Source organism: Clostridium sp. 'deep sea', from assembly GCF_014931565.1.
GTDB lineage: Bacteria > Bacillota > UBA994 > PWPR01 > PWPR01.
Genome location: NZ_CP063353.1, coordinates 1,078,416 through 1,104,787, shown reverse-complemented (window position 1 = coordinate 1,104,787; position 26,372 = coordinate 1,078,416). Strand labels below are relative to the sequence as shown.

Sequence of the window (26,372 nt, the reverse complement as noted above, 5' to 3'; positions counted from 1 at the left end):
AACACTTAAAAAAATGGGGGATTACAGTGAATCAAGATAAAAAGATTATTGGTTTTGAAAACTATATTAAAATTGGTGGAGTTAATCAGTATATACAGGCTAAAGGTTGTTATGATAACGAGATACTTTTTTACCTACATGGTGGACCAGCAATTCCAGCAAGCCCTGTAGCAGATATTTTTCAAAAGCAATTGCAAAAGCACTTTATAGTAGTTAACTGGGATCAAAGAGGCTGTGGAAACTCATATAGTAAAAACATTAAAGAAGAAAACTTTACCATTCAGCAATTATTACAAGATGCAAATGAAGTTATTAATTACGTTTTAAGCAAGTTTAATAAGCAAAAAATATTTTTAGTTGCTCAATCATTTGGTAGTGTATTAGGGCTTAAATTAGCTAAGCTTTATCCTCAAAAAATATATGCTTATATTAGTACTAGTCAAGTTGTTAATATAATGAAAAACGAAGCAGTAACATATCAAAAATCGCTTAGTGAGGCCTTAAAACAAAACAATAAAGAGGCCATAGCGGAGTTAACATCAATAGGTGAACCACCATATAAAAATATGATTAATGATATAAGTGTACAACGAAAATGGCTTCATAAATTTGGTTTCATTGAGCGTAAACATTGTATACTTGAAACCATATCTCAAAATACACCACCGGAGTTGTTTCAAAACATTATAAAATCAGCTGAGTTAGTCGGAAAACAAATTTTTAAGGATTTAATAACCCAAAATATTAATTTTACAAAAGAAATAAAGAGCCTAGATGTTCCTGTAATATTTTGTGTTGGGAAATACGATTATGCTACTCCTGGATGTATAACTAAAGAATTTTATCAACAACTTAAGGCACCACAAAAGCAACTCATATACTTCAATGAATCAGCTCATTTTCCAGATTATGATGAACCTCGTAAATTTGCTAATATCTTAATTAAATTATTAAATAATCTAAAATGCTAATTTGCTATTCTGTTAGCACCTTATATAATTTACAATAAAAAAACTCATATCATAGCCATGTTAAGACAAATATTGCATAACAAACATTATATACTTAAATAAAAAGGTGGGAGACTCGTTGTGGCTTTATGTTGATATTTTTTTAATACAAAATATTGTCTTTAATATTGTTGCCATTTATTTTGCATTACATATAACAGGGGTTAAGCGAGTTTTTTGGAGAATATTATTAGCTAGTTTCATAGGTGCAGTATATGCCATTATTGTTGTGATTACAAATGTTAATTTAGCTAGCAATATACTATCAAAAATTATAGTAGTTCTAATTATGCTTAAAATAGCAGTTCCAACAAAAAACCTACCACTTTATTTTCAATCTGTAATTGGATTTTTTATAGTCACAGCAGTTGTTGCGGGTTTAATAAGCTTTATTAGCCCTAATGTTACTCAACGCTTTATTGTTAATGATTATTTTGTTGTTACCAATAGATCTCAATGGACTCTATTTTTTTTATGGCCTTTTTTATTATTATTAAAGTGGGTTTATAAGAACTATATAACATTTAAAGAATGGTACAGCAATACTTTAATAGCAGTTGAGATTAGATTAAACTGCCAAAATATAGTACTAAATACAGTTTTGGATACAGGAAATCAACTGAGCGGTATGTTTAGTAAAACACCTGTAATTGTGGTAAATAGAAATTCTGTGTTAGCACAAGGTGGTAACATAATTTATGATATTGCTAATAAAATTCAAAATGGAGAAAGCTTAAGTTTTGAAGAAGAGAAGATATGGAAAAAATGTGGTAAAATCATACCATTTCAAGTAGTAGGTAGTGATGTAAGTATATTGCCAGCATTTAAGCCAGAGCAAATAAGCTATAAATATAAAAAAAATACCTACCTAGGAAGTAAGGCGTTAATCGCACTAGCACCTAATAAATTCTTTAATAATCCAGATATTCAGGGCTTAATGCATCCTGTTATTTATAAATCAATTATTACTGAATCAAGAGAGGGATAACTAAATGAATCTATTAAAATGGTTACAAAAACAAATTAAAAACATTAAATACCAGCTTACAACTTATTTAGCTAAATATTTTCCTAGGTTTATTGGCTATATTAGTGGCGCAGAAACACTTCCTCCTCCACTTACTTTAGAAGAAGAAAAAGAACTACTAGATCGGTTAGAGCAGGGAGATAAATCTGTAAAAAGAACTTTAATTGAGCGAAACCTAAGGCTGGTAGTATATATAGCTCGTAAATTTGATAATACAGGTATCCCTATTGATGATTTGGTTTCCATTGGTTCTATAGGACTAATAAAAGCTGTTAATACATTTGATGTAAAAAAACGGATTAAATTAGCTACCTATGCTTCACGTTGTATAGAAAATGAAATACTAATGTTATTACGACGTAATAATAAACGTCGTTTTGAAATATCACTAGATGAGCCCCTTAATGTTGATTGGGATGGTAATGAATTACTGCTTTCCGATGTACTAGTTGGCACTGAGGGAGATTTAGTTTATAAAAATCTTGAGAATGAAGTTGATTTAAGGCTTTTAGAACAAGCATTAACCTCACTTAAACAACGAGAGAGGGTAATAATTGAATTGCGATATGGTATAAATCGTATTAATTGTGCCACCCAAAAAGAAGTAGCAGACCAGCTTGGCATATCTCAGTCTTATGTATCACGATTAGAAAAGCGTATTATAAAACGCTTAAAACAAGAAATGGAAAAGATAAGTTAGTAATAACTAAGTATTAAGGTAGCCATAAGGTTGCTTTTTTATTCCCTTTAGGGGAGGCTAATAAATAATGTCAGTTAATTAACTGTAAATATAATATTGGCTATTAAAGATACCAAATGTAATATATTGGTATTGAATTTATTCTTCTTGTTTTTATAATTTAGAGTCTCGCTAAATAGTTACTAAAAGCATTGTAGTACCAATATAAATTAATAAGTATAAAAATTGTAAATTGAAAATTTGCAAAAATAAACATCACATATTTAGAAAGCAACCGAAAAGGTTGCTTTTTTTTTGGTATATCTCTAAATATTTACGCCAATACTTATAACAATTGTTGAGAGAGAGAGGATTGCCAATGCAACTTAATAAAGTTGAAATTACTAGTGTAAACACATCAGAACTGCCTGTTCTACGCAATAAAGAAATGAAAAAATTATTCGTAGACCTCCAAAATGGTAAAGAAGAAAACCGCGAGAGACTAGTAACATGCAACTTGAGACTCGTATTAAGCGTTATACAGAGATTTGGCAATAGAGGAGAAAACCCAGATGACTTGTTTCAAGTTGGATGTATCGGGTTAATCAAAGCAATTGACAATTTTGACTTATCACAAAACGTAAGGTTTTCTACTTATGCTGTACCAATGATTATTGGTGAAATTCGGAGATATCTTCGCGACAACAACGTTATTAGAGTTAGTAGATCTTTAAGAGATATAGCCTATAAGGCTTTGCAAATTAGAGACAAGCTTGTAACCAAAAATCGACGAGAACCAACTATAGATGAAATCTCCGAGGTATTAGAAGTCCCAGCTGAGCAAATAAACCTAGCACTAGATGCTATTCAAGAGCCTGTATCATTATTTGATCCCATTTATCAGGATGGGGGAGATCCTATCTTTATAATGGATCAAATAGGAGACGAAAAATCCAAAGATGTAACATGGATAGAAGGAATAGCAATTAGAGAAGCATTACAAAAACTAAACGATAGAGAAAAAAAGATTCTAAAAATGCGCTTTTTCTCTGGAAAAACCCAAATGGAGGTTGCCAAAGAGATAGGTATTAGTCAGGCTCAGGTGTCACGGCTTGAAAAAAATGCCTTAAATAGAATGAAAAAATTTATAAGCGTGTGAGGAGATTATGAAAAAGAAGTATTTTAAGTATTTAGCATATATTGTTGTAATTGCTATAGTTATAACATTATCTTTTGAACGTATAACAAACAATAGTAAATATAATGATATTATAAGGTTACATATCATATCTAGTGATTTAAGTAATGAAGCGAAAACAACCAAACTCTTAGTTAGAGATGAAGTGTTAAACTGGCTTAAAGAGCAAAAAATAAATTTACTATCACCAACCGAGGCAGCAACATTTATTTCAACAAAACTTAACCAAATTAAAGAAGTTGCTAACGATACCTTAAAGGCATTAGGATTAAGTCAAAATGTATCAATTCAATTTGGTAAAACCAATCTTCCTGCTAAAATGTATTTGGAAAAAGGGTTTATTTTACCTAGTGGACTATATAATTCGCTTAATGTCCGAATAGGAGACGCAAAGGGACAAAATTGGTGGTGTGTAGCTTATCCCACCCAGTGTTTAAACGAAAATACAGTATTAAAAATAAATGATAGTAAAAAAATAGTTTTTAAACTAAAAATCTTAGAGTGGTTAAAACAACAAGACTTAAATGCATATGAAGTATGTAAAAATGCTTTAATGTTTTACCAATTGCCATAAAGCAAAATGAGGGCTAATTATAGCTCTCATTTTTATTATAAAAGACTAACTAAGACATTAATATTTAAATAAGTAAGTCTTTATTGTAACAGTAAAATACCTTATACTAGTTTTAAAGACAATAGTGCCTAAATTTTAAGTAAGCAGTCTAAAATTAAGCACTAATACTAAAAGATAACTATGAGGTAATTAAATATGAAGAAAAGCATTATTATTTTATCAATTTTAATTATACTACTTACCATAATAACAACTTCCTTTGGTTTATTTTACACCGATGAAGGCAAATCATTTTACGTAGAAAATGTTAATGGAGATACTGTTAAAATTTTTGGCAATGGTATTTATGCTAATGAGAGTTATTTTAAAGCTGCAATAGATAAAGGAACAGATGCTATAATGTTACTTATTGTATTACCTCTGTTTACTCTTACAGTTTTACTATCCAAGAAGAATTCACTTAAAATAAAACTTCTTCATTTGGGTTTATTATCATGTATCCTTTATTATTCGGCATCAATCTCCTTTGCTGTAGCATACAATAGATTGTTTATTGTTTATTTACTGCTTTTTTCTGCAAGTTTATTTACATTTATAATTGAGATAAATAATATTGACCTAAAAAGAATGCAAGATAGTATTATATTAAATATACCCCATAAAAGTGTAATAATATTTTTAATGTTGGCTGGTTTATCTGTATTTGTATGGTTAATTGAAATAATTGGATCCTTAAAAACTGGTAATCCACCAGGTGTAATAGGCATAAATACCACTGAACCAACGTTTATATTAGACATTGGAATCATAGCTCCATGTGCATTTTATACGGCATTTTTAGTTTACAAAAAGAAACCAGTTGGTTATTTATTTGCAACAACGTTATTAACCTTAAATGCAATAGTGGGGTTAATTGTTATTTCCCAATCAATATTTCAACACTCATATGGAATATTAATTAGCTTAGAAGAGTTTATTCCATATGTAATGGTTTTTGTAGTTATGAGTTTAGCTGCCATAGTTATAAATACTAAAATAATTAAAAGTATTAAGAATTAACTCATGAATCTTTAATTTATATTAAATGAGTTAGCAACTCTCTACTACTCCTAACTAGTGTTTAATAATTGCATGTAAACAACTATAGCAGTATTGTCATAGCCTCTTCACTATCCGAATATTAATTATTAAGAATTAATAATGAGCTTAATGAATGGGATGTGTTTAACATTGAAATTATCTTCTTTAAGATCACAAGTTGTTATTGATATACAAAGTGGTGAACGCTTAGGTAATGTTATAGATTTAGATGTTGATTTTAGTACTGGTTTTATAACTGGTTTAGTAGTGGGTACTGACAATTCTTTTATGTCATTTTTTGCTAAAGATGACGAAAGGGTAGTGCCTTGGAATAGCATTATTAAGATCGGAAAAGACGCAGTACTTATTAATAGAGAGCAACACTAATACAAACCATGGACAATACCCATTAAAAACTTTATAATATTTAATAAAGAGTATGAAATGAGGAAGTTTTATGCGTTGTCCATTTTGTTTGTGTGAAGAAACAAAAGTAATAGATAGCAGAACAACAGAAGATAAACAATCTGTACGTAGAAGAAGAGAGTGTTTAGACTGTACAAAAAGGTTTACTACATATGAGAGAATTTATGAACTTCCAATCATGATAATAAAAAGTGATGGACGTAGAGAGGCCTTTAACAGAAACAAAATTGTTCATGGATTAATTAAAGCCTGTGAAAAACGCCCAATTTCTGTTTCAAAAATAGAAGAAATAGCTACAAAAATAGAGCAAAATTTACGTAATATAATGTCTGAAGAAATTCCTTCGGATCTTGTTGGTGAGGCTGTAATGGACGAGCTTCGAACTGTAGATGAAATTGCTTATGTTAGATTTGCTAGTGTATATCGTAAATTTGCAGATTTGGAACGTTTTAAAGAAGAGTTAGACCAATTACTGAGGAAAAAAAAAGATAACAACGAATAAAATAATTATCCTACCTTTTATATTTTTGGTGGGATTTTAAATTATGCATTATTATATTACTAAAAAAAGAGGAAATAATATGAGGAGATCCACTAAAACAGTTTCATATAGACCCCGTAGACCAGTTTCAAGAAGAAAAAAAAAGAAAAAGAAAATAAAAATAAAATTAATAGCATTTATTGTTGTATTAATCTTGGCTATAGTATTAATATTTTCTGCAGTTAAATCTTTATTTAGTAATTCTTTAATAACCCTAAATAAAATAACTTGGGGTAGTGAGTTAACCGTAGACTGTGCTTTTGTTTATAACAGCCATATAATAACTAGTACTAATGATGGTATTCTCCATTTAGTTGCTGAAGAATCACAAAACGTAACAAGTGGACAAGCAATTGCTAATGTAGTTAACGAAGAAAAAGAAGCAGAGCTTAAGCAAAAAATAGATGATCTTAATAATAAGCTTAAAGACTATGACTCTTCAAAATATACAACAACAACTGAAGTTACAGATGTAGAGACAATGCATAACACTGTGAGAAGCTTAATAAAAAGCTATAGATATTACCGTAGCTATAAAAGTACTGCTGGTACGACTAAAATTATGGACGAGATTCAAAAGGTTATGAATAGCTTTTACAAAGATAAAAATCAAACTGATAGTGAAAAGCAAAAATATTTAGAGCTAAAAGAAGAGCTTAACATTGCTCAAACCGATTACGACCACCTAAAAGATGAATTAATTGCCAAGAGTTCTGGTATTGTTAGTTATACACTAGATAATCTTGAAGAAAAGTTCGCTACCGATAGTTTTCCTTTAAGCGATCATGAATGGTTTTTACAAAAACAAAGTTTTAGTACAGCAAAGGATGGTGACACTGTAGTTAAAGAACAAAAAATAGCTAAAGTTATAGCCAATGATAAGTGGTTCATAATTGCTAGAGTGCCCCAAAAAGAATGTGAGAATTTTCTAAATGCTAATAACTTTACAGTTAAAGTAAATGAAGAAAATACTCAAGTAGTATTTCTTAACTCTGTGGCTGAGAAAAAGTATGTTTATTTTTATTTTCAAGTAAATGAAAAGCCTACTATTACAACTAGATATAACCAAGTTTTATTAGCAACAGAGCAAGTGGAGGGTATGGAAATACCCAAAAATGCACTCGAAAAAATAGATGATAAGACCTATGTATATCAAAAAAATGGTAAAGTATATGAAAAGGTAGAGGTTGAAATACTTAAGGAACTTACAGATAAAATACTAATTAAGAGCCTAAAAGATGGTATAAAAATCCTAAAAGATACATCTTATGTAAGGAGGTAATTAGGTGCGTACAAATGTTTTGCAAGTTAGGGAAAAAATAGAGAAAGCTGCGAGAGCTAGTGGTAGAAACCCTAATGATATAACCTTAATTGCTGTATCTAAAACCAGGGCCATTGCTGATATTCAAAGAGCTATAGATTGTGGTATTTTAGATTTTGGTGAAAATAAAGTACAAGAGCTACAGCAAAAAGTGCCCGAGTTACCTAACGTAAATTGGCATATGATTGGTAGTTTGCAAACAAATAAAGTAAAATATATTGTCGATAAAATTAGTTTGTTGCATAGTTTAGATCGGTTATCCTTAGCAAAAGAAGTAGATAAACGTGCTAAACAAAAAAATATAATAGTAAAATCATTAATACAAGTAAATGTAAGTGGTGAGTTAAGCAAACATGGACTAAATCCCACAGAAGTGCTAGATTTTTGTGATATAATCAGTGATTATAGCAACATAAAAGTACTTGGTTTAATGACAATAGCTCCTCAAACTAATAACCCAAGTGAAGTAAGGGAGGTTTTTAGAGCATTAAGAGAGCTTAGAGATTCGCTTTTTAATAAAGTACCTAAATCCATATCTCTTAAAGACTTATCTATGGGTATGAGTGGTGATTATGAGCAGGCTATTATGGAGGGTGCAACGTATGTAAGAGTTGGTACAAAAATTTTTGGAGACAGAATTTATAAGGAGAGGTAAAATGTTAAAAAATATTTTAAGCTTAATACTAGATTTATACTCAGTATTACTTTTGATTCGAATTTTATTTTCGTTTGCCACAATTAATGTTGCAAACGTAAGGCAAAACAATTTTATAATGACTATTAAAAAACTAACTGATCCACCACTAAAGCCGTTTCAGCGTATGATTGGTCCAGTACAGGTGGGTTCTATGTATTTAGATTTTGCACCATTAATTGTTTTGTTGATTATTAACTTATTACAAAACTATTTTATAAAATAGTATTAGGAGACACCATGGTTTATATAATAGCAATAATAGTATGGGGCTTAGACAGGTTAACTAAGTTTTTAATTGTAACAAACTTTAGTCTACGTGAATCAAGATCTGTACTTGGAAATTTAATATCTTTTACCTATGTACATAATGAGGGTGCTGCCTTTAGCATTTTACAGGGTAAAAGAATATTTTTTATCTTAACAACAATAATTTTAATAGCAATAATACTATATATGTACTACACCGTACTGCCCAAAACCCTTATAACAACCATAATTATTGGTACAGTATTAGGTGGAGCACTGGGCAATTTTTATGACCGTTTACGTTTTGGTTATGTTATAGACTTTATTGATTTTCACTTTTTCCCAATCTTTAATGTTGCTGATATAGCTGTAGTATGTGGTACGTTATTATTGGCTTGGCAGCTATGGATAATACCAGAAGGTGGAAAATAAATGTCGCAGAATACAATAAAACTGGTAGTAACAGCAGACCAAAATAAAACAAGGCTTGATACTTTTATAGCTAGTAATAGTGAGTTGAGTCGTTCGCGAGTACAACAGCTTATCAACGAGCAGTGTATTTTAGTAAATGAAAAATTAGTAAATAAGGCAAGCTTAAAGTTAAAAGAGAGTCAGTTGGTACTAATAAAAATACCAGAGGCAGTTGAAATGACTATAGACGCAGAGGATTTAAATCTCAAAGTGGTATATGAAGATAAGGATGTAATTGTTATTAATAAACCTAGTAACATGGTTGTACATCCTGCCCCAGGTCATTATGCAGGAACATTAGTAAATGGCCTGTTGTTTCACTGCAACGATTTATCAGGAATTAACGGGGTTATGCGACCAGGAATTGTTCATAGATTAGATAAGGATACTACAGGCTTAATTATAGTTGCTAAAAATGATTTTGCCCACGCCTCTTTAAGTGCCCAACTAAAACATAGGTTAGTATCAAGAACCTATTGGGCATTGGTACATGGGCATATTACACAAAGAAGAGGTATCATTAAAACATATATTGGTCGTAAACCAAACAATCGCATAAAAATGGCTGTTTTGAGAGATAAGGGTAAAGAGGCTATAACTAGATTTAAAGTAATAAAAGAGTTTAGTAAGTACTCTTTAGTAAAGCTAAAACTAGAAACAGGAAGAACTCACCAAATAAGAGTTCATATGAATTATATTGGACATCATATTGTAGGTGATGAGCTTTACGGATTATTAAAAGATAAAAGTTTTTTTACTGATGGACAGTGGCTTCATGCAGCCAAGTTAAAATTTATTCATCCCAGAAGTCAAAAAGAAATAGAAGTTAGTTGTTTGCCACCTCAAAATCGAGTTGACTTATTAAATCAACTAAGTGCAGAAGATAGTATTGACATAGATGTTGAAAGTCTGATAAAATCTTGATGACCATCCTTTAATTTTGTCCTGTGAGGCAGAAAGGGTAGCGCAGTAAGATAAACGAAAGTTCTTAGACTGCCCTTTTTAGGGGCAGTCTATTTGTTTATATGTATTGAGTCTATAGTTAAATTATAGGAGGCAAATTTATAATGAATATTAAAACTCAAATTATGGACGAGCGAGCAATGCAACGTGCCTTAGTGAGAATTTCTCATGAGATTATTGAGCGCAATAAAGGCGTAGATAGTATTGCTATTGTAGGTATTCGTCGTAGAGGTGTTACCTTAGCTCAAAGAATAGCTGCCAACATAAAAAGAATTGAAGGTGTACAAGTACCCGTAGGAGACCTAGATATAACCCTGTATCGTGATGACCTAAGTAGCGATAAGGAGCAAGCTCAAGTTAACGGAACAGCCGTAAACTTTATTATTGAAAACAAAACTATAGTATTAGTGGATGATGTACTATATACAGGTAGAACAATAAGAGCTGCCCTCGATGCCTTAATTGATATTGGCAGACCTAAATCTATTCAATTAGCTGTCTTAGTAGATAGAGGTCACCGAGAGCTTCCTATAAGAGCTGATTATGTTGGCAAGAATGTACCAACATCAAGTCATGAAATAATATCAGTTCAAGTTCAGGAATATGATGATTGCGAGCAGGTTGTTATCCTAAAATAATTTGTATAGGAGAAAAACCATGAGAGAGAAAGTTAGTATTGGTCGTTTACTGCCTTTAGGGTTACAGCATGTTTTTGCTATGTTTGGGGCAACAGTTTTTGTTCCTTTAACAACTGGATTAAACCCTTCTGTTGCGTTATTTACCTCTGCAATAGGAACATTGCTATTTCACCTAATAACAGGTGGGAAAGTGCCTGCTTATTTAGGTTCATCGTTTGCTTTTATTGCTCCTATTATGGCTGCTAAATCAGAGTATGGTATATCAGCTGCCTTAGGAGGCTGTATAGCAGCAGGTATAATTTATATAATTGTTGGTTACATCATAAAAGTTGTGGGTACAGAGGTCATTCATAAGCTTGTTCCGCCAGTAGTGATTGGACCAATGATAATGGTAATTGGCTTAAAATTAGCAGGAACTGCTAAAATATTTTCTGAGGTTCATTATTTAACAGCTTTCTTCACCTTAGCAGTAGTTATTATTGTCAGTATGTATGCTAAAGGTATAGTTAAAGTTTTGCCCGTATTAATTGGTATAGTAGCTGGTTATATATTTGCTTATATTATGTATAGAACAGGTGTTGCGCCTCAACTATTTGATTTTAAGGATTTAGCAGCGGCATCATGGGCACCTGCATTGCCCGAGTTTGTTTCCCCAACTTTTAATATAAATGCAATTCTAATTGTTGCTCCCGTAGCGTTAGTAACAATGATAGAGCACTTGGGTGATATGATGGCCATAAGTAGAACAGTAGATCATGATTTTATTGAAGATCCAGGTATTCACAGAACTCTTTGGGGAGACGGAATAGCAACAGCTTTTGCTGGACTTATAGGGGGTCCCCCAAACACTACTTATGGTGAAAATGTTGGGGTTTTAGCTCTAACTAAAATATATAACCCAATTGTAGTAGAAGCAGCTGCTATAATAGTATTAATATTAAGTTTGTTGCCTAAGTTTGGTGAATTTATTAGAACAATTCCTAAACCTGTTATGGGTGGCATAATGATTATGGTATTTGGTATGATTGCTAGCGTAGGATTAAGAACCTTAATAGAAAAACAAGTTGACCTAATGAAAACCAGAAACCTAATCATTGTATCAGTAGTATTAGTTATTGGTTTAAGTGAGATAAAAGTTTTGAGTTTAGATGGTATGGGATTAGCAGCTTTAGTAGGAATATTATTAAACCTAGTATTACCAAAAGAAGATAAAGATAAGAAAACAAAAAGTGGTTTAGATTACGTGGCTGACTAAATTAATTATAACAAAACAGATTTAATATAGATTTATTTAGCTTTATAAAGCTCCCAATAGGTAGATAAGTGCTACTATAGCTGTCTACCTAAGGGAGCTTATTATCTATATTAATTTAAGTGAAACCTACATTAACAGATAGTTTTCTTACAAGTTGGTAAATATTAATGGAGGTTCTTATAAAGTTGCTCTATATTTACTGCACCAGTAACAATATTATATTTCACAAGTTCATTAATTTTTCTATAAGTATTTTCACTTATAGTTTTATTAAGATTGGAAAAATCATGTAGACTATTATGTAAAGCTAATGGTTGATTTAATAGTTTGGCACGTTCATCTTTTTCTTTTTGCTCTTTTTCAATTTGTTTTTCTAGACGCTCCTTTTCTTCGGGAGTGTAATCACCTATACACCAGTGAGTCACAGTTCCATCTTCGTGTACAATAGTTCCGGTAGCTATTAACCTACGGCCATGTGCTGCTAAAAAACGTTTGCCTGCAGGTATAGAATCCTGATGTAGTTTTATACAATCAGTAATATATTTTTTTAGTTTGTCATTATTAACCATATCTTCAAGTACATTTTTAGCTATTGTAACATTACAATTTGAGTTATTAGCAATATAATTTTCAACCGCCTTTTTATTGTTAGCAATTGATTGAATATTAATTTTTCCAAACTGTTTTTCGAGACTGGCTAAGAGCTGTTGACTTTGAATATCATGAATTTCTGTCTTAAAAGAGCTAGTATTTTTTTTAGTACTAGTTGAGTTATAATTTACTATTTTACTATTATTGTTTAATAAAATCTTTTGCATTTTTATCTCCTTGAATTAAAAAGTTCAGAAAGCCATATAATCTATTATACACAATAATGATTTCATTGTAGGTTAAGATTTACAAAAAAATAATAATTTTTACACATTATTAAGGAAATTATTTATCATAAACTAAAAACATTCACCTTAAGGTGAATGTTTTTAGATATAAGCTCACTAACAAAGATTACTTTACAACTTCTTCTGGTATTAGTTTTTCATTTGGGGTTACATACAATGTTCGCTGATGTGTATATAATACCTGGCCAGGATGCGCACCACGTTGTTTGAACACCCTTTTTACAGTAGTATAGTCTACAGGTACATTGGCAGAGGATTTTGCTTTACTAAAAAATGCAGCCAAGTTGGCGGCTAGTAACAAAGTGTTTTCGCTTACCTCAGCGCCTTTGCTTCTTATCACTACATGTGAACCTGGGATATCTTTGGTGTGGAACCAAATATCTTCTTTATGAGCTTTTTTTAAAGATAGGTGGTCGTTTTGACGATTGTTTCTACCTACCTCAATTATAAATCCATCAGCACTAAGATATTGGCGTGGTTGACTTACTTTAACCTCTTGTTTTTTAGGTTTTTTACCCTTTTTTTGCTTGGGTGGCTCTATATAACCCTCTTCAATAAGTTCTAGCTTAATCTGCTCTAAATCAGTCAAAACTAAAGAGGTATTGATAAGAGTAATAATGCTCTCTAAATAATCTATTTCTAACCTGTTTTTAGTTACTCTACTAGTTAAGTTTTCTTTTGTTCTTATTGCCTTTTCATATTTTTTATATAAACTAGTTAGATTTTTATTGGGAGATTTATGGGGATCTAACTTAATAATTATTGGTTTAAGTTCAGGATCAAAATAATCGATAACCTCAACCCTTTCTAGACCCCCTTTAATTTGATATAGATTAGCTTTAATTAGGTCAGCAGTGTGTTTATATTTTTCTGCCTTTTCAGCCCCTTTAAGATCCTTGAGTTGCTTCTCTAAAGTACGTTTGTTTTTGCTGAGACTTTTATTACATACTTTAAGTAGATCTTGTTTATAGCTATTAAATTGTTTGGTTGTAGTTTTAATATAATAAAACTCATCCATGGCATTATTCATATTACTATAGCTCTCAAAATCACTTGCTAAATGAGTATAAGGTAAAACACCACACCACATTTTACCTAGCTTGCTTTTAGTAATACTAGGCTCATAATTCTTTTCAGCAATAATATCCTTAATAAAAGCAATAGCTTCATAGTAATCATTATATCTATGTGCTAATTCCCTAGCGATTAGGGGGCTTATTCCTGTAAAGCTATCTACAAGTGAACTAGCAAAATTACTACTGCTAAGTTCTACCATATCATTGAGAATAGACTTTTTAGTTGTTGGAGGTTTAGTGTAACTAAATCCAGGTAATATTTGACGAACTCTACTCACACCAAAAGGTACCCTTTTTACAGCATCAATAATTTTATGGGTTTCGGCATTGGCTAAAATTAAATTACTATGTTTACCCATTAGTTCGCAAATTAAAACCTTTTCAACAGGATTGCCAAGCTCATCTCTACTACTAATAAATATCTTAACAACTCGCTCTAAACCGGGCTGTTCAATTTTAGTAATTTTTCCACTATCTATATGTTTGCGAAGCAACATGCAAAAAAGTGGTGCCTGCTTAGGATTTTCATAACTATGTTTTGTTAAATTAATTCTATAATTTTCAGCATTGCTATTTATAAGTAATTTATAATTATTTTTGTTATTATAGATGTTTAAAATTATCTCATCTTTTTTTGGTTGCTGTGACTTTTGAACTTTACCACCAACTAAAGCTGTTTGAAGCTCATCAACAATAGCGCGTAAGGTTAAACCATCCATAGCCATTTTCTCATCTCCCGTCTGTGTATAACTAACATTATATAGCAGGTGGGTTTGCTGCGCAAACGTAGTGGGCTCGCTATTCGCGTCGCGGGGTGGACTCGCCTTTGGCATCGTGGGGTGGGTATTTCACCTTGTGAAATACGGGGTGGGTTTCATTTCATTTTGCGGAGTGGGATACCTGCGGTATCTGATGTCTACGTTACGCTCGCTAACGTGATAATGCGCTGCTTCTAAGCGAGCATTATTTTCCGTGAGCGAAGCGAAACCCATCCCAATAGCCAAAGGCTATTCCACCCCGTATTTGAATTCTCAAATACCCACCCCGCGATATCCAAAGGGTGAGCCCACCCCCGTTTGTAAAGCAAACATTTGGTCAATAATGACTAATGTCTTTAAGTTTTATTGCAATTGTGTCATAATGGCTAGTAAATAACTTAAAATAAGTGTTATAATACTGGACAAATATAATTATTAGGGAGTTATGATATGTTACAGAGTATGACCGGTTACGGTAATAGTACGGTTGAAATAGGAAATAGGAATTATACAATTGAATTAAAGGGTGTAAATCATCGTTATTTAGATATAAAGATAAGGCTTCCGCGTGAGTATTTTCAGTTGGAGGAAGTTATCCGTAAAGAGATTTCTAAGGATATTTCTAGAGGTCGGGTAGATGTATATATTCATTATGATAAAAATGTAGATGAAGACAAAGAAATAATTGTAGATAAAAACCTAGCAAAAGTTTATTATGAACAGTTAACTGCTTTAGTAAAAGAATTTAAAATGAAAGATAGTCCTTCAATTGAGTTTATTGCCAGCAGGCCAGATGTTGTCATTATGAAAGAGCCAGAGCAAGATATGGAAGAGGTAACTAAGATTTTGCTTAAAGCCGTAAATGAGGCCTCTTCTAAGTTTAAAAGTATGCGTATAGTTGAGGCAAAAGCTTTATCAAAAACAATGATAAATCAATTAAATGAGCTGGAGAGTTATCGTCAACTTGTTGCTAAAAGATCTCCAGAGGTTGTTAAAGAATACAAAGATAAACTGCAGGATCGTATAAAACAATTGTTAGATAAAAATGTTGAAATAAATCAAGATAGACTATGTAATGAAGTTGTATATTTTGCAGATAGATCTAGCATAGATGAAGAAGTCGTTAGGTTAAAAAGTCATGTTAATCAGTTTAAAAGCATAATTGAAAAGGGTGGACCCGTTGGTCGTAAACTGGATTTTTTAGTACAAGAAATGAATAGAGAAGTTAACACTACTGGAGCGAAATCATCAGATTTAGAGATTAGTAGCTCGGTTGTTGAAATGAAGTCTATTATTGAAAAAATAAGAGAACAAGTGCAGAATATAGAATAAACATAGAATTATGGAGGTCAAAATGTCTGAGGGGATATTATTGGTTCTTTGTGGACCATCGGGAGTAGGTAAAGGAACAATTAAAACTACACTCCTAAATAACTTTGAGAACCTCAAAGAATCTATTTCAATAACATCAAGAAAATCACGAGTTGGAGAAGTAGAGGGAGAGCAGTATTACTTTACAACCGCAGAAAAATTTAATCAGCTTATTGAGAATGAGGAACTATTAGAGTGGGCTATGGTACATGATAATTATTATGGTACTCCTAAAAAGCCAATTGAAGAGGCTTTAAATAAGGGATATGATGTTTTACTCGAAATAGATGTTCAAGGTGCCCTGCAAATAAAAGAGAATTTTGAACGTGCTGTGTTAGTCTTTTTGTTACCTCCTAGCATGCAAGAACTCGAAAAAAGACTAAGAGAACGAGGAACAGAGAGTGAAGAGCAAATAAAAAGACGATTAATAACAGCAGAATGGGAACTAACTATGGTCAAAAGCTTTGATTATGTTATAATAAATACAGTTTTAGAATCTGCTATACAAGATGTAGAATCTATATTAAGGGCAGTTAAATTGCAAAACAAAGATGATAAGGGAGTGTGTTCTATTGCTCATTAAACCATCAATAGACAATTTATTGGAAAAAGTAGAGAATAAATACGCGTTAGTAATTTTGGCTTCTCAAAGAGGAAGACAAATAAGACTTAAAGAAAACGATAAAAAGAATGATGAAAAATTTGGGTCAAAAAACGCTATAAATAAATTAAAAGAGGTTTCTGTGGCTTTAAAAGAAATTGATGAAGATTTAGTAGAAAGCTACTACAAGAATAACGAAGAGCAAATAGAAGATATTCTTAACGATAAAATTAATGAAGAAATCGCTATGTTATATCAATCTGATTTACCTCAAACAGAAAAAACAGAGCAACCAGAGTAGATTTTTTAACTAGCATAAACAGCATATAATGGCGAGCAAACGTCTCTACGTTTGGTCGCCTTAAGTTTGTATTCCGTTTAGCTATTAAGGGAGGGTAATTGAATGTGAACATTGCTGAGATTGTCGTAGATGTTATACATAGCGACGTAGACCGTATATTTGATTATAAAATCCCTAATAATCTAAACAATATCCAAATAGGTATGGAGGTATTAGTGCCTTTTGGAGGTAGAATGATAACAGGTTTTATTGTAGGATTAAAAAGTACAAGCCTAATTCAAAAAAATAAACTGCGCAATATTAAAGCAGTTTTACATGAAGGAACAGTATTAATTAATGAGGATCTAGTTGATTTAGCTAAGAAAATGGCTAATTATTATATGGTTCCATTGGCAATGGCTCTTGAGTGTATTGTGCCTGGGGGCTAAGGGGTTTAGGTAAACAAGTAAGTATTCGTAGAATAAAGGTTGTGCGTTTAACTCCTAATTATCAAGACCATTTGCATGAGGTGCTAGCCAGGTCAAAAAAGCAGCTTCAGATTATAAATGAGCTGAAAAAAGCAACAAAACAGGAGTATCATTTAATAGCATTAAAAAATAAACTAGCCATTAAATCAAATGCCTCAATAAACGCTTTAATAGATAAAAAAATATTAGTTAAAAGTGAGATTGAGGTGTATAGGAGTCCTTTAATTAAAGAACATATTAACATGGAGTATAATACTCTAAAGCTAAATCGAGCTCAGAAAAATGCGGTATTAAAAATATTTCGAAGCATAACCCAAAATGAATTTAAACCATATCTATTACATGGAGTGACTGGTAGTGGTAAAACAGAGGTTTATTTAAGATCGATACAGCATTGTTTAAACCTAGGCAAACAAGCTATATTATTAGTACCAGAAATAACCCTTACTCCTCAAACTATCGAACGCCTTACCATTAGATTTGGAAGTGATATAGCTGTTTTACATAGCTCATTATCTAAAGGAGAGCGTTATGATGAGTGGCGTAGAATCGCTACAGGCAAAGCGACTGTAGTTGTTGGTGCTAGGAGTGCAGTATTTGCTCCATTAGCAAAGTTAGGTGTTATAATAATTGATGAAGAACACGAATCAACTTATAAACAGCAGGATAATTTAAGGTATGATGCTAGGCAAATAGCTCTTTGGAGAGCTAAAAAGCATAGTGCTGCAGTTATATATGGTAGTGCAACACCTGCGATAACGAGCTATTACAAAGCACAAAAGGAAATTTATGAACTCTTAGAAATGCCGGAGAGAATCACGAAAAATAAACTACCTCAGGTTAATATAGTTGATATGCGAACTGAAATTAAGCAGGGTAATAGATCAATATTAAGTAGGGTTCTGCAAAAACAGCTATTAGCTACCATTGATAAGGGTGAAAAAGCCTTAATATTACTTAACAGAAGGGGATATTCCAGCTTTTTACGGTGTAGTGAATGCGGTGATATACCTATCTGTGAAAACTGTGATATCACACTTACTTATCATTCATATGATAATAAACTAAAATGCCATTACTGTGATACCCAAATACCCGCAAGTAGGGTATGTAGCAAGTGTAAACAAAGTAGTATGAAATTAGTTGGAACAGGAACTCAAAAAGTAGAAAAACTTTTAGAAAAAATACTGCCAGAAACTGATATAATAAGAATGGATTCAGATACAACAAGACAAAAGAACTCCCATTTTTATTTATTAGAGAAATTTAAAAAGTCTAAATCGGCGGTTTTGGTCGGTACTCAAATGATAGCTAAGGGTTTAGATATAAAAGAAATTACCCTTGTTGGAGTAATAGATGCTGATATAGCCCTTAATTTACCAGACTATCGTGCAGATGAACGAACATTTCAACTGCTAACCCAAGTTGCAGGACGTTCTGGTAGAGGTGAAATTGAAGGTAAAGTTATTATTCAAACTTTTTCACCAAAGCATTTTAGTATAACAGAGGCTTGTAAACATAACTATAAGGGATTTTATGAGCAAGAAATTAAATTTAGATCCAAGTTTATGTATCCACCGTTTAAACAGCTTATAAGAATAATTTGTGTGCACGAAGAGCAGCGTATAGCTAGGCGAGGTTTAGTATTTATTTATAAACAGCTTGCTACTGAAAATAGTAGTTATACAGTATTAAATCCAACCCCTGCACCATTAAACAAAATAAACAATAAATATAGATGGCATTTAATAATTAAATATGACTCTAAAGTGAAGCTGCATGAAAGCATTAAAAATGCAGTGGCAGAGCTACGTAAAAGAAGCTCTAAAATAGAAAAACCTTTAAGAGTTATTATAGATATAAATCCAGAGAATATATTATAAGGAGTGTTATTATGGCTTACCGTGAAATAAGAACAAGAAAAGATCCAATTTTAAGACAAATAGCAAAACCAGTTACCAATTACGGAAAATGGTTAAAAAAGTTACTTGATGATATGGAAGAAACAATGTTGTTGTCTGATGGAGCTGGTTTAGCAGCGCCTCAGGTTGGTATTAGTAAAAGAATAATTACAGTTTTGGCTGAAGAGGGTGTCTTGAGACTTGTTAATCCAGTTATTGTTGAAGCAGAGGGCGAAAAGTATGATTTAGAGGGCTGTTTAAGCGTTCCTGAGTTTATAGGTAAAGTTAAAAGAGCAGAGAGAGTAGTTGTTAAAGCCAATGATGAAAATGGTAATGAAATAACTGTTAAGGGTGATGGATTAATAGCAGTAGCTCTTCAGCATGAAACAGATCACTTAGACGGCATACTATTTATAGACAAAGCCAAAGAAATTTACAATAATGACCCTGTTCCATCAGTTGAACCAATGGAATTTGAGGAAATGTAATGAAAATTATATTTATGGGTACCCCAGATTTTGCTGTCCCTTGTTTACAAGAAATAGCCCAAGATCATGAGGTTGTTGCTGTAATAACGCAGCCAGATAAAGCCCAAGGCAGGGGTAGAAAAATAATAGCTACTCCAGTAAAAACATGTGCATTAGAGTTAGGATTAACTATTAATCAACCTCAAAATATTAATGATATAAATTTTGTTGAGTATTTAAAAAACCTAAATGCCGATATTATGATAGTGGTGGCATATGGGCAAATACTAAAGAAAAGGGTGCTTAACATCACAGAATATGGGGTAATAAATGTACATGCTTCACTGCTACCAAAATGGAGAGGGGGCGCTCCTATACATCGCTCCTTATTAAGTGGTGATAGTAAAACAGGAATATCTATAATGAAGGTAGAACGAAAGCTTGATAGTGGACCTGTATATAGCCAGGCTGAGGTTAAAATAACTGAGGACATGAATGTGGGCATACTTCACGATATTTTGGCTCAAAAGGGTGCTAAAATGTTAGCTGAAGTATTAAAAAGCATTCAAACCCTTCAACCTGTTACTCAAAACCACCAAGAATCAACCTATGCTAAGCTTATTGTTAAAGAAGATCGCATAATTAATTTTAATGATGATGTAAATACTATTTTTAATCAGGTAAGGGGTTTAAATCCTTGGCCAATAGCTTATACCTATTATAAAGGAAAGCAGGTTCAGGTATGGCAGTGCCAAAAAATAAACTCAAATAAGTTAAACACCCAAAAAAATGGGCAAATAGTAGATATAGCCTCAAACGGTCCCGTTGTAAAATGTTTAAATGGGGCAATTGTATTAACCAAATTAAAGCCCGCAGGCAAAAAACTAATGACTGGGAGCGAGTTTTGTAGAGGTTATAGATGTGTAGTAGCAGATTATTTCGGAGAAAGTGAGGAATAAAATATGCCTTTTTATAGTTCATATTTTGTATATATACTGCCTGCAATGATATTGGCAATGTTCGCTCAAGCCCGTATAAGGTCAGCATATGAAAACTATTCTAAAATTAGATCAATGTCAGGTATGACTGGAGCAGAGGTTGCTCAAAAAATAATGTGGAATGCTGGTATTACAAACGTAAAAGTTGAAATGAGTAAAGGAAGACTTTCCGATCACTATGACCCTAGGGCCGATGTTGTAAGACTATCTCCCCAAGTCTATAGTGGTAGCTCAATTGCTTCTTATGGTATAGCAGCCCATGAGGTTGGTCACGTGTTACAACACCATAAGGGATATGCCCCAATAAAGCTAAGAAATGGCATTTTGCCTGTAGTTCAAATAAGTTCAACTGCTGCAATGCCCCTATTTATTGCTGGATTTTTTTTTAGGACTGGATTTTTACTTAATTTAGGTATAATATTATTTAGTGCTGTTGTAGTATTTCACTTAGTAACTTTACCTGTGGAGTTTAATGCTAGCAGCAGAGCCATAGCAATACTAGAAGGAGAAGGATATTTACACTCAGAAGAGATGTATGGCGTGAAAAAAGTATTAAGAGCAGCTGCGTTAACTTATGTAGCATCTGCAATTATGGCAATCGCCCAACTCTTAAGATTGTTAGCAATGTCCTCAAATCGTAGAAGATGATAAAAAAAATTAACGTTAGAGATATAGTACTAGATGTGCTGTTGCAACATGAGCAACGGCACATCTTTGTGAATTTAACCCTAAAAAATGACCAGAAGTTTAATAGCCTAAAAGCCATAGACAAAGGCTTTGGCTATAGATTAATTTACGGAGTAATTCAAAATAAAAGCCTGCTAGATTATCAAATAAACAATTATCTCAAAAACGATAGTCAAAAAGTTAAGCCTGTAGTTCGTAGTATATTAAGAATTGCAGCGTATCAAATAATATTTATGGACAAAGTTCCAGCTCGTGCAGCCTGTAATGAGGCTGTTGAGCAGACCCGGAGAAGAGGTTTACCGAGGCTTGCAAGTTTTGTAAATGCTATAGTACGTAAGCTCAGTAAACTAACCTACGAAACGGTTAACCTACCAGAAAGAAGCAAAGATGTAGAGAAATATTTATCAGTTAAATACTCTCACCCTATTTGGATAGTAAAAAAATGGATAAACGACTGGGGCTTAATTACTACTGAAAAAATGTTAGCCGCTAATAATAATGTTTCTCCTATGTCTATTCGTATTAATCCTACAAAAACAAACATAGATGACGTAATTAACAATTATAAAGATAAAAATATTGAGGTAAGTAAAGGTGAAATAGAACCAAACTTAGCCTTAAAGGTTACAGGCGGTAAAGATATATCTAGTTCTGAACTATTTAAAAATGGATTAATAACTATTCAAGATGAGGGTGCAGTACATGCTGTTACTCAAATGCAACTTGAAGATAATATAAGAGTACTAGATATGTGTAGTGCGCCCGGTGGCAAAACAGCTCTTATTAGTAATTTAATGAATAACACTGGTGAAGTGGTTGCTGTAGACATATTTAAACACCGCTTAAAGCTACTAAAGGAAACCTGTGACCGTCTAGGAGTAACAAATGTAACAACCCATTTAAGTGATGCTACAAAACTTAAATACAGAGATATTGGAACCTTTGACAGAATTTTATTAGATGCTCCTTGTACGGGGCTTGGTACTTTAAGAACAAAACCAGAGATACGTTGGTATAGGGAAAAAAGAGATATTTACACTGCTGCTAGGTTACAGGAACAATTGTTATTCACAGCAGTCTCATTAATAAAGCCAAATGGTATAATTGTATATAGTACGTGTTCAATTGAGAAAGAAGAAACGTCGCATATAACCAGAAAATGTGCTAAACTTAATTTAATAAGTGAAAAACACTTATTGCCACATAAATATTCAACTGAAGGTTTCTACGTAGCAGTTTTACAGAAAAAATAGTAGTAATTAAGGGTGAAAACTTTGAGTAAAAACATGCTTGATTATAGTCAAGATCAGCTAAAAAAAATACTTATAAATTTAGAGCAACCCCAGTTTAGGGCTAAACAAATAAGAGAGTGGTTGGTAAAAAAATATTGCAGTGATTTTTCTAAAATGTTAAATTTACCTCAAAAGCTTAGAGAGCAACTCTCAAGGGATTATGTGGAATATCCTCTTAAAATTAAAACAGTTCAGCGTTCAAGTGATAATAACACTATAAAATTTACAGCCCAAACAGTAGACAATGAGTTTATTGAAGTAGTGTTGTTAAAATATAGCTACGGATACAGCGTTTGTTTATCAACTCAAATTGGGTGTGCAATGGGTTGTGCCTTTTGTGCTTCAACCAAAGGGGGATTGGTGCGTAATTGTACTAGTACCGAAATCTTAGCTCAGCTCTTATTAGCTGAGCAAATAGTTATGGAACGTGTTGGCAGAATTGTGCTGATGGGTATGGGGGAGCCTCTTCATAACTACAAAGAGGTATTAAAATTTTTAAACATCTGTAAAGACCAACAATGGGGTCCGGGTATTGGTTTAAGACATGTAACCATATCTACTTGTGGTATTGTTTCTAAAATACGAGAATTAGCAGATCAAAAGCTACCGGTTACTTTAGCTTTATCACTACATGCCCCAAATGATGAAATAAGAAAAAAAATAATACCAACAGCTCATAAATATAGTATAAAAGAAATAATTTCTGCTTGTAGATACTATTTTGAGCAAACAGATCGAAGGGTTAGTTGTGAGTACACCCTAATTAAAGGTATAAATGATTCTATTACATGTGCTAATAAATTAGTAGGACTACTAAAAAACGAGCATATGCATATAAATTTAATTCCATATAATACTGTTGACTTCTTAAACTGGCAAGCACCAACTGCTAAACATGTTAACGATTTTGCTAATGTGCTTAAAAAAGCAAATTTAACGGTTACTACTAGAAGGCGTTTGGGTAGTGATATTGATGCAGCTTGTGGTCAGTTGAGAAGACGTGAGCAGAGAGTGAGGTGATTATGTTATGGCGTTACAAATACATAAATTAACGGATACTGGCTTGGTTAGAGAAAATAATGAAGACAGTATTAAAACATTTAGTTTTGCCTATCAAGATAGATCAATACTATGTTTAGCCGTTGCCGATGGAGTGGGTGGACATCAAGCTGGCGATGTAGCTAGTAGTTTAGCAGTTTCAATGCTAGAGAAAAAGCTAACCAATAGTAATTCTAATATGCCCCTAGAACAAATATTGACAGAGGCAATTGTAGATATAAATTCCTCTGTTTATAAACAGTCTCTAGCAAATAAAAACTATGGTGGTATGGGTACAACTCTTACTGTTACTTTAATTGATGGCAAACAGCTTTTAGTTGGACATGTAGGTGATAGCAGGGCGTATCTTGTAAGTAAAAATCAGTTAAAATGTATTACCAGTGACCATTCGTTAGTAGGAGAAATGGTTAAAAACGGACAAATTAGCAGAGAAGAAGCACGGAAACACCCTCGGAGAAATATAATTTTGCAGGCTATTGGGCTTGATGAAACAGTTGAAGTAGATATTTATAAAGAACATTTTGAAGAGCTAGATAGTATACTTCTATGTACAGATGGCTTAAGTGATTTAGTGAGTGAAATAGAACTTTTAGATATCTTTAATAAAAAAGAGTGCCAAAATGAAGTGCTCACTACACTAAGAAATCTGGCTGTAGCACGAGGAGCACATGATAATTTCAGTATTATTACTGCACATTGGGCTAAGGAGTGAAAACTATGATTGGTAAATTATTAAATAATAGATATCTGATAGAGGAAAAAATCGGCTGTGGTGGTATGGCAACAGTTTATAAAGCTAAAGATCAACTATTAGAAAGAGATGTAGCTGTAAAGGTATTAAACCAAGCAGATTTACAAGATGAAGACTCTATTAGAAAATTTAGAAGAGAAGCCCGAGCCGCAGGCAGCTTATCTCATTATAATATAGTTGGGGTATATGATGTTGGAGAACAAGACAACATCCATTATATGGTTATGGAGCTTGTAGAGGGTCAAACCCTTAAAGAGTATATAAAAGAGCGAGGATCTTTAGGTATAAGTGAAACAGTTTCTATTGCGATGCAAATATGTGATGCCTTAAACCATGCTCATATGAACGGAGTTATTCATCGAGATATTAAACCACAGAATATCATAATAACTCAGGATCGTAATATAAAAGTTGCAGATTTTGGCATTGCAAGGGCAGTGAGCTCAGATACCCTTACTCATAGCAAAGATATATTTGGCTCAGTACGTTATTTTTCACCTGAGCAAGCTAGTGGTGAGGTAGCAGGTGTAAAATCAGATATGTATAGCTTAGGTATAGTAATGTATGAAATGTTAAGTGGCAAACTACCTTTTAACGGAGATACCCCAATTGCATGGGCTATGAAACATATAAATGATGACCCTGTTGAATTAGTTAATGTAGATCACAATGTACCTAAAGTTTTATCAGATATTGTTAATAAAACAATGCAAAAAGATCCCGACTATAGATTCGAAGATATTTCAGAGCTAAAAGAAGCTTTAATTAAATTTAAGGAAGGGTTACCGGTAAAGATAGAAATGGTAAAGAAGAAACAACCAACTGTTAGCAAGAAAAAAGCTAAACAGGTTAAAAAAACGCCTAAGAAAAAGAGTGGTAAAAAAAGTAATACCAAAGCAATTGTTATAAGTGTTATATTACTTGCCTTAGTTGCTGGTACTTATTTTGGCTATGTTTGGATAAAGGACTTTTTAGAAGTGCCAGAGGTTGCGGTACCAAATGTTGTGGGAGATCACTTACAGATAGCTAAAGCAAAGATTTTAGAGCAAGGCTTAGAAATTGACATTTCAGCAACCCGTAAAGATCCAGAAATAGCAGCAAATCATGTGATTATTCAAAGCCCAGTGAGTGGCACCAAGGTTAAAAAAGGTAGAGTTATTGAGCTGATTATAAGTGATGGCCCCCAGTTTGATGAAGTACCTAGTGTTGAAGGAATGACAAAAAATGACGCCGATGTAGCCTTATCTAATGCTGGTTATGAGGTTGGCGATGTGTATGAAGATTATAGTGACACTGTAGAAGTGGGTATCGTAATTAAGCAGGGAGTAAAAGCAGGTACAGAATTAATTTTAGGTACTAAAATTGATTTAGTTGTAAGTAAAGGTGTAAAGGCTACCAAAGGACCTATGCCAAAGTTAGTAGGAATGACAAATCAATCTGCTATGGAAGCCATTATTAATAACCAGTTTACAATAGGTGAAATATCTGAAGAAAACTCTGATAAACCAGCAGGAATTGTGTTGTCACAAGATTACCCAGAAGGCACAGAATTAGAATTTGGTACAGTTATTAATTTCACAATAAGTAATGGTAGAAAACCAGTTAGTACACCATAATA

At 32.6% G+C, this 26,372-nt stretch carries 29 protein-coding genes; 27 read left to right on the top strand and 2 right to left on the bottom strand.

Annotated features, from left to right (window positions below; genetic code table 11):
- Positions 1–26: 26 nt before the first annotated feature.
- From IMX26_RS05215 to IMX26_RS05145, 15 genes are all read left to right on the top strand, one after another.
- Complete coding sequence (locus tag IMX26_RS05215; RefSeq protein WP_195160624.1) at positions 27–971, top strand: alpha/beta fold hydrolase; 945 nt, start codon at positions 27–29, stop codon at positions 969–971.
- A gap of 118 nt (positions 972–1,089) precedes the next feature.
- On the top strand, positions 1,090–1,998 hold the full coding sequence (locus tag IMX26_RS05210; RefSeq protein ID WP_195160623.1) for a sigma-E processing peptidase SpoIIGA: 909 nt from the start codon (positions 1,090–1,092) through the stop codon (positions 1,996–1,998).
- A 4-nt stretch (positions 1,999–2,002) separates the two neighbouring features.
- On the top strand, positions 2,003–2,737 hold the full coding sequence (sigE, locus tag IMX26_RS05205; RefSeq protein ID WP_195160622.1) for an RNA polymerase sporulation sigma factor SigE: 735 nt from the start codon (positions 2,003–2,005) through the stop codon (positions 2,735–2,737).
- A gap of 358 nt (positions 2,738–3,095) precedes the next feature.
- Positions 3,096–3,875 (top strand): RNA polymerase sporulation sigma factor SigG, encoded by a 780-nt coding sequence (gene sigG, locus IMX26_RS05200; protein ID WP_195160621.1) that lies wholly within the window; start codon positions 3,096–3,098, stop codon positions 3,873–3,875.
- A 7-nt stretch (positions 3,876–3,882) separates the two neighbouring features.
- A complete protein-coding gene (locus IMX26_RS05195; protein ID WP_195160620.1) occupies positions 3,883–4,488 on the top strand; it encodes a stage II sporulation protein R in 606 nt (201 codons plus the stop codon).
- A gap of 195 nt (positions 4,489–4,683) precedes the next feature.
- A complete protein-coding gene (locus IMX26_RS05190) occupies positions 4,684–5,547 on the top strand; it encodes a hypothetical protein (protein ID WP_195160619.1) in 864 nt (287 codons plus the stop codon).
- Positions 5,548–5,718: 171 nt separating this feature from the next.
- On the top strand, positions 5,719–5,955 hold the full coding sequence (locus tag IMX26_RS05185) for a YlmC/YmxH family sporulation protein (protein ID WP_195160618.1): 237 nt from the start codon (positions 5,719–5,721) through the stop codon (positions 5,953–5,955).
- A 70-nt stretch (positions 5,956–6,025) separates the two neighbouring features.
- Complete coding sequence (nrdR, locus tag IMX26_RS05180) at positions 6,026–6,496, top strand: transcriptional regulator NrdR (protein ID WP_195160617.1); 471 nt, start codon at positions 6,026–6,028, stop codon at positions 6,494–6,496.
- Positions 6,497–6,575: 79 nt separating this feature from the next.
- The gene (locus IMX26_RS05175) at positions 6,576–7,817 is read left to right on the top strand and encodes an HlyD family efflux transporter periplasmic adaptor subunit (protein WP_195160616.1); all 1,242 of its coding nucleotides are present in this window, start codon (positions 6,576–6,578) and stop codon (positions 7,815–7,817) included.
- 4 nt (positions 7,818–7,821) lie between these two features.
- Positions 7,822–8,511 carry a YggS family pyridoxal phosphate-dependent enzyme gene (locus IMX26_RS05170; protein WP_195160615.1) on the top strand — a complete coding sequence of 230 codons (690 nt, stop codon included), beginning with the start codon at positions 7,822–7,824 and terminating at the stop codon, positions 8,509–8,511.
- Position 8,512: 1 nt separating this feature from the next.
- A complete protein-coding gene (locus IMX26_RS05165) occupies positions 8,513–8,776 on the top strand; it encodes a YggT family protein (protein ID WP_195160614.1) in 264 nt (87 codons plus the stop codon).
- A 14-nt stretch (positions 8,777–8,790) separates the two neighbouring features.
- Positions 8,791–9,231 carry a signal peptidase II gene (gene lspA / locus IMX26_RS05160; RefSeq protein ID WP_195160613.1) on the top strand — a complete coding sequence of 147 codons (441 nt, stop codon included), beginning with the start codon at positions 8,791–8,793 and terminating at the stop codon, positions 9,229–9,231.
- Positions 9,232–10,194 (top strand): RluA family pseudouridine synthase, encoded by a 963-nt coding sequence (locus IMX26_RS05155; protein ID WP_195160612.1) that lies wholly within the window; start codon positions 9,232–9,234, stop codon positions 10,192–10,194.
- Positions 10,195–10,337: 143 nt separating this feature from the next.
- Positions 10,338–10,871, top strand: a complete 534-nt coding sequence (pyrR, locus tag IMX26_RS05150) for a bifunctional pyr operon transcriptional regulator/uracil phosphoribosyltransferase PyrR (protein ID WP_195160611.1) — start codon at positions 10,338–10,340, stop codon at positions 10,869–10,871.
- A 19-nt stretch (positions 10,872–10,890) separates the two neighbouring features.
- The gene (locus IMX26_RS05145; protein ID WP_195160610.1) at positions 10,891–12,126 is read left to right on the top strand and encodes a solute carrier family 23 protein; all 1,236 of its coding nucleotides are present in this window, start codon (positions 10,891–10,893) and stop codon (positions 12,124–12,126) included.
- 164 nt (positions 12,127–12,290) lie between these two features.
- Here the strand turns inward: IMX26_RS05145 and IMX26_RS05140 are convergent, their stop codons facing one another.
- Both IMX26_RS05140 and IMX26_RS05135 read right to left on the bottom strand, forming a co-directional pair.
- Positions 12,291–12,944, bottom strand: a complete 654-nt coding sequence (locus IMX26_RS05140) for a DUF6033 family protein (protein WP_195160609.1) — start codon at positions 12,942–12,944, stop codon at positions 12,291–12,293.
- Between the two features lie 187 nt (positions 12,945–13,131).
- Positions 13,132–14,826, bottom strand: coding sequence for an NFACT RNA binding domain-containing protein (locus IMX26_RS05135; protein WP_195160608.1), 1,695 nt, complete (start codon positions 14,824–14,826; stop codon positions 13,132–13,134).
- A gap of 483 nt (positions 14,827–15,309) precedes the next feature.
- Here IMX26_RS05135 and IMX26_RS05130 point away from each other — a divergent pair, with 483 nt between their 5' ends.
- The 12 genes from IMX26_RS05130 (at position 15,310) to pknB (ending at position 26,370) form a co-directional block, all read left to right on the top strand.
- A complete protein-coding gene (locus tag IMX26_RS05130; protein WP_195160607.1) occupies positions 15,310–16,191 on the top strand; it encodes a YicC/YloC family endoribonuclease in 882 nt (293 codons plus the stop codon).
- A 22-nt stretch (positions 16,192–16,213) separates the two neighbouring features.
- Positions 16,214–16,813 carry a guanylate kinase gene (gene gmk / locus IMX26_RS05125; protein ID WP_195160606.1) on the top strand — a complete coding sequence of 200 codons (600 nt, stop codon included), beginning with the start codon at positions 16,214–16,216 and terminating at the stop codon, positions 16,811–16,813.
- Positions 16,803–17,132 carry a DNA-directed RNA polymerase subunit omega gene (rpoZ, locus tag IMX26_RS05120; RefSeq protein WP_207729322.1) on the top strand — a complete coding sequence of 110 codons (330 nt, stop codon included), beginning with the start codon at positions 16,803–16,805 and terminating at the stop codon, positions 17,130–17,132. Before gmk ends, rpoZ begins: the two co-directional genes overlap by 11 nt.
- Positions 17,133–17,236: 104 nt before the next feature.
- Complete coding sequence (locus IMX26_RS05115; protein WP_243259346.1) at positions 17,237–17,560, top strand: hypothetical protein; 324 nt, start codon at positions 17,237–17,239, stop codon at positions 17,558–17,560.
- Between the two features lie 41 nt (positions 17,561–17,601).
- Entirely contained in the window at positions 17,602–19,482 is a 1,881-nt protein-coding gene (priA, locus tag IMX26_RS05110) for a primosomal protein N' (protein ID WP_195160603.1), read from the top strand.
- Positions 19,483–19,493: 11 nt separating this feature from the next.
- Positions 19,494–19,988, top strand: coding sequence for a peptide deformylase (def, locus tag IMX26_RS05105; RefSeq protein WP_195160602.1), 495 nt, complete (start codon positions 19,494–19,496; stop codon positions 19,986–19,988).
- A complete protein-coding gene (fmt, locus tag IMX26_RS05100; RefSeq protein WP_195160601.1) occupies positions 19,988–20,926 on the top strand; it encodes a methionyl-tRNA formyltransferase in 939 nt (312 codons plus the stop codon). The genes def and fmt overlap by 1 nt, the downstream gene beginning before the upstream one ends.
- A gap of 3 nt (positions 20,927–20,929) precedes the next feature.
- Entirely contained in the window at positions 20,930–21,613 is a 684-nt protein-coding gene (locus tag IMX26_RS05095) for a zinc metallopeptidase (protein ID WP_195160600.1), read from the top strand.
- Entirely contained in the window at positions 21,610–22,905 is a 1,296-nt protein-coding gene (rsmB, locus tag IMX26_RS05090; RefSeq protein WP_195160599.1) for a 16S rRNA (cytosine(967)-C(5))-methyltransferase RsmB, read from the top strand. Before IMX26_RS05095 ends, rsmB begins: the two co-directional genes overlap by 4 nt.
- 21 nt (positions 22,906–22,926) lie before the next feature.
- Entirely contained in the window at positions 22,927–23,964 is a 1,038-nt protein-coding gene (gene rlmN, locus IMX26_RS05085) for a 23S rRNA (adenine(2503)-C(2))-methyltransferase RlmN (protein WP_195160598.1), read from the top strand.
- Between the two features lie 7 nt (positions 23,965–23,971).
- The gene (locus IMX26_RS05080; RefSeq protein WP_195160597.1) at positions 23,972–24,715 is read left to right on the top strand and encodes a Stp1/IreP family PP2C-type Ser/Thr phosphatase; all 744 of its coding nucleotides are present in this window, start codon (positions 23,972–23,974) and stop codon (positions 24,713–24,715) included.
- 5 nt (positions 24,716–24,720) lie between these two features.
- Complete coding sequence (gene pknB / locus IMX26_RS05075) at positions 24,721–26,370, top strand: Stk1 family PASTA domain-containing Ser/Thr kinase (protein WP_195160596.1); 1,650 nt, start codon at positions 24,721–24,723, stop codon at positions 26,368–26,370.
- The last annotated feature ends 2 nt before the right edge of the window (positions 26,371–26,372 follow it).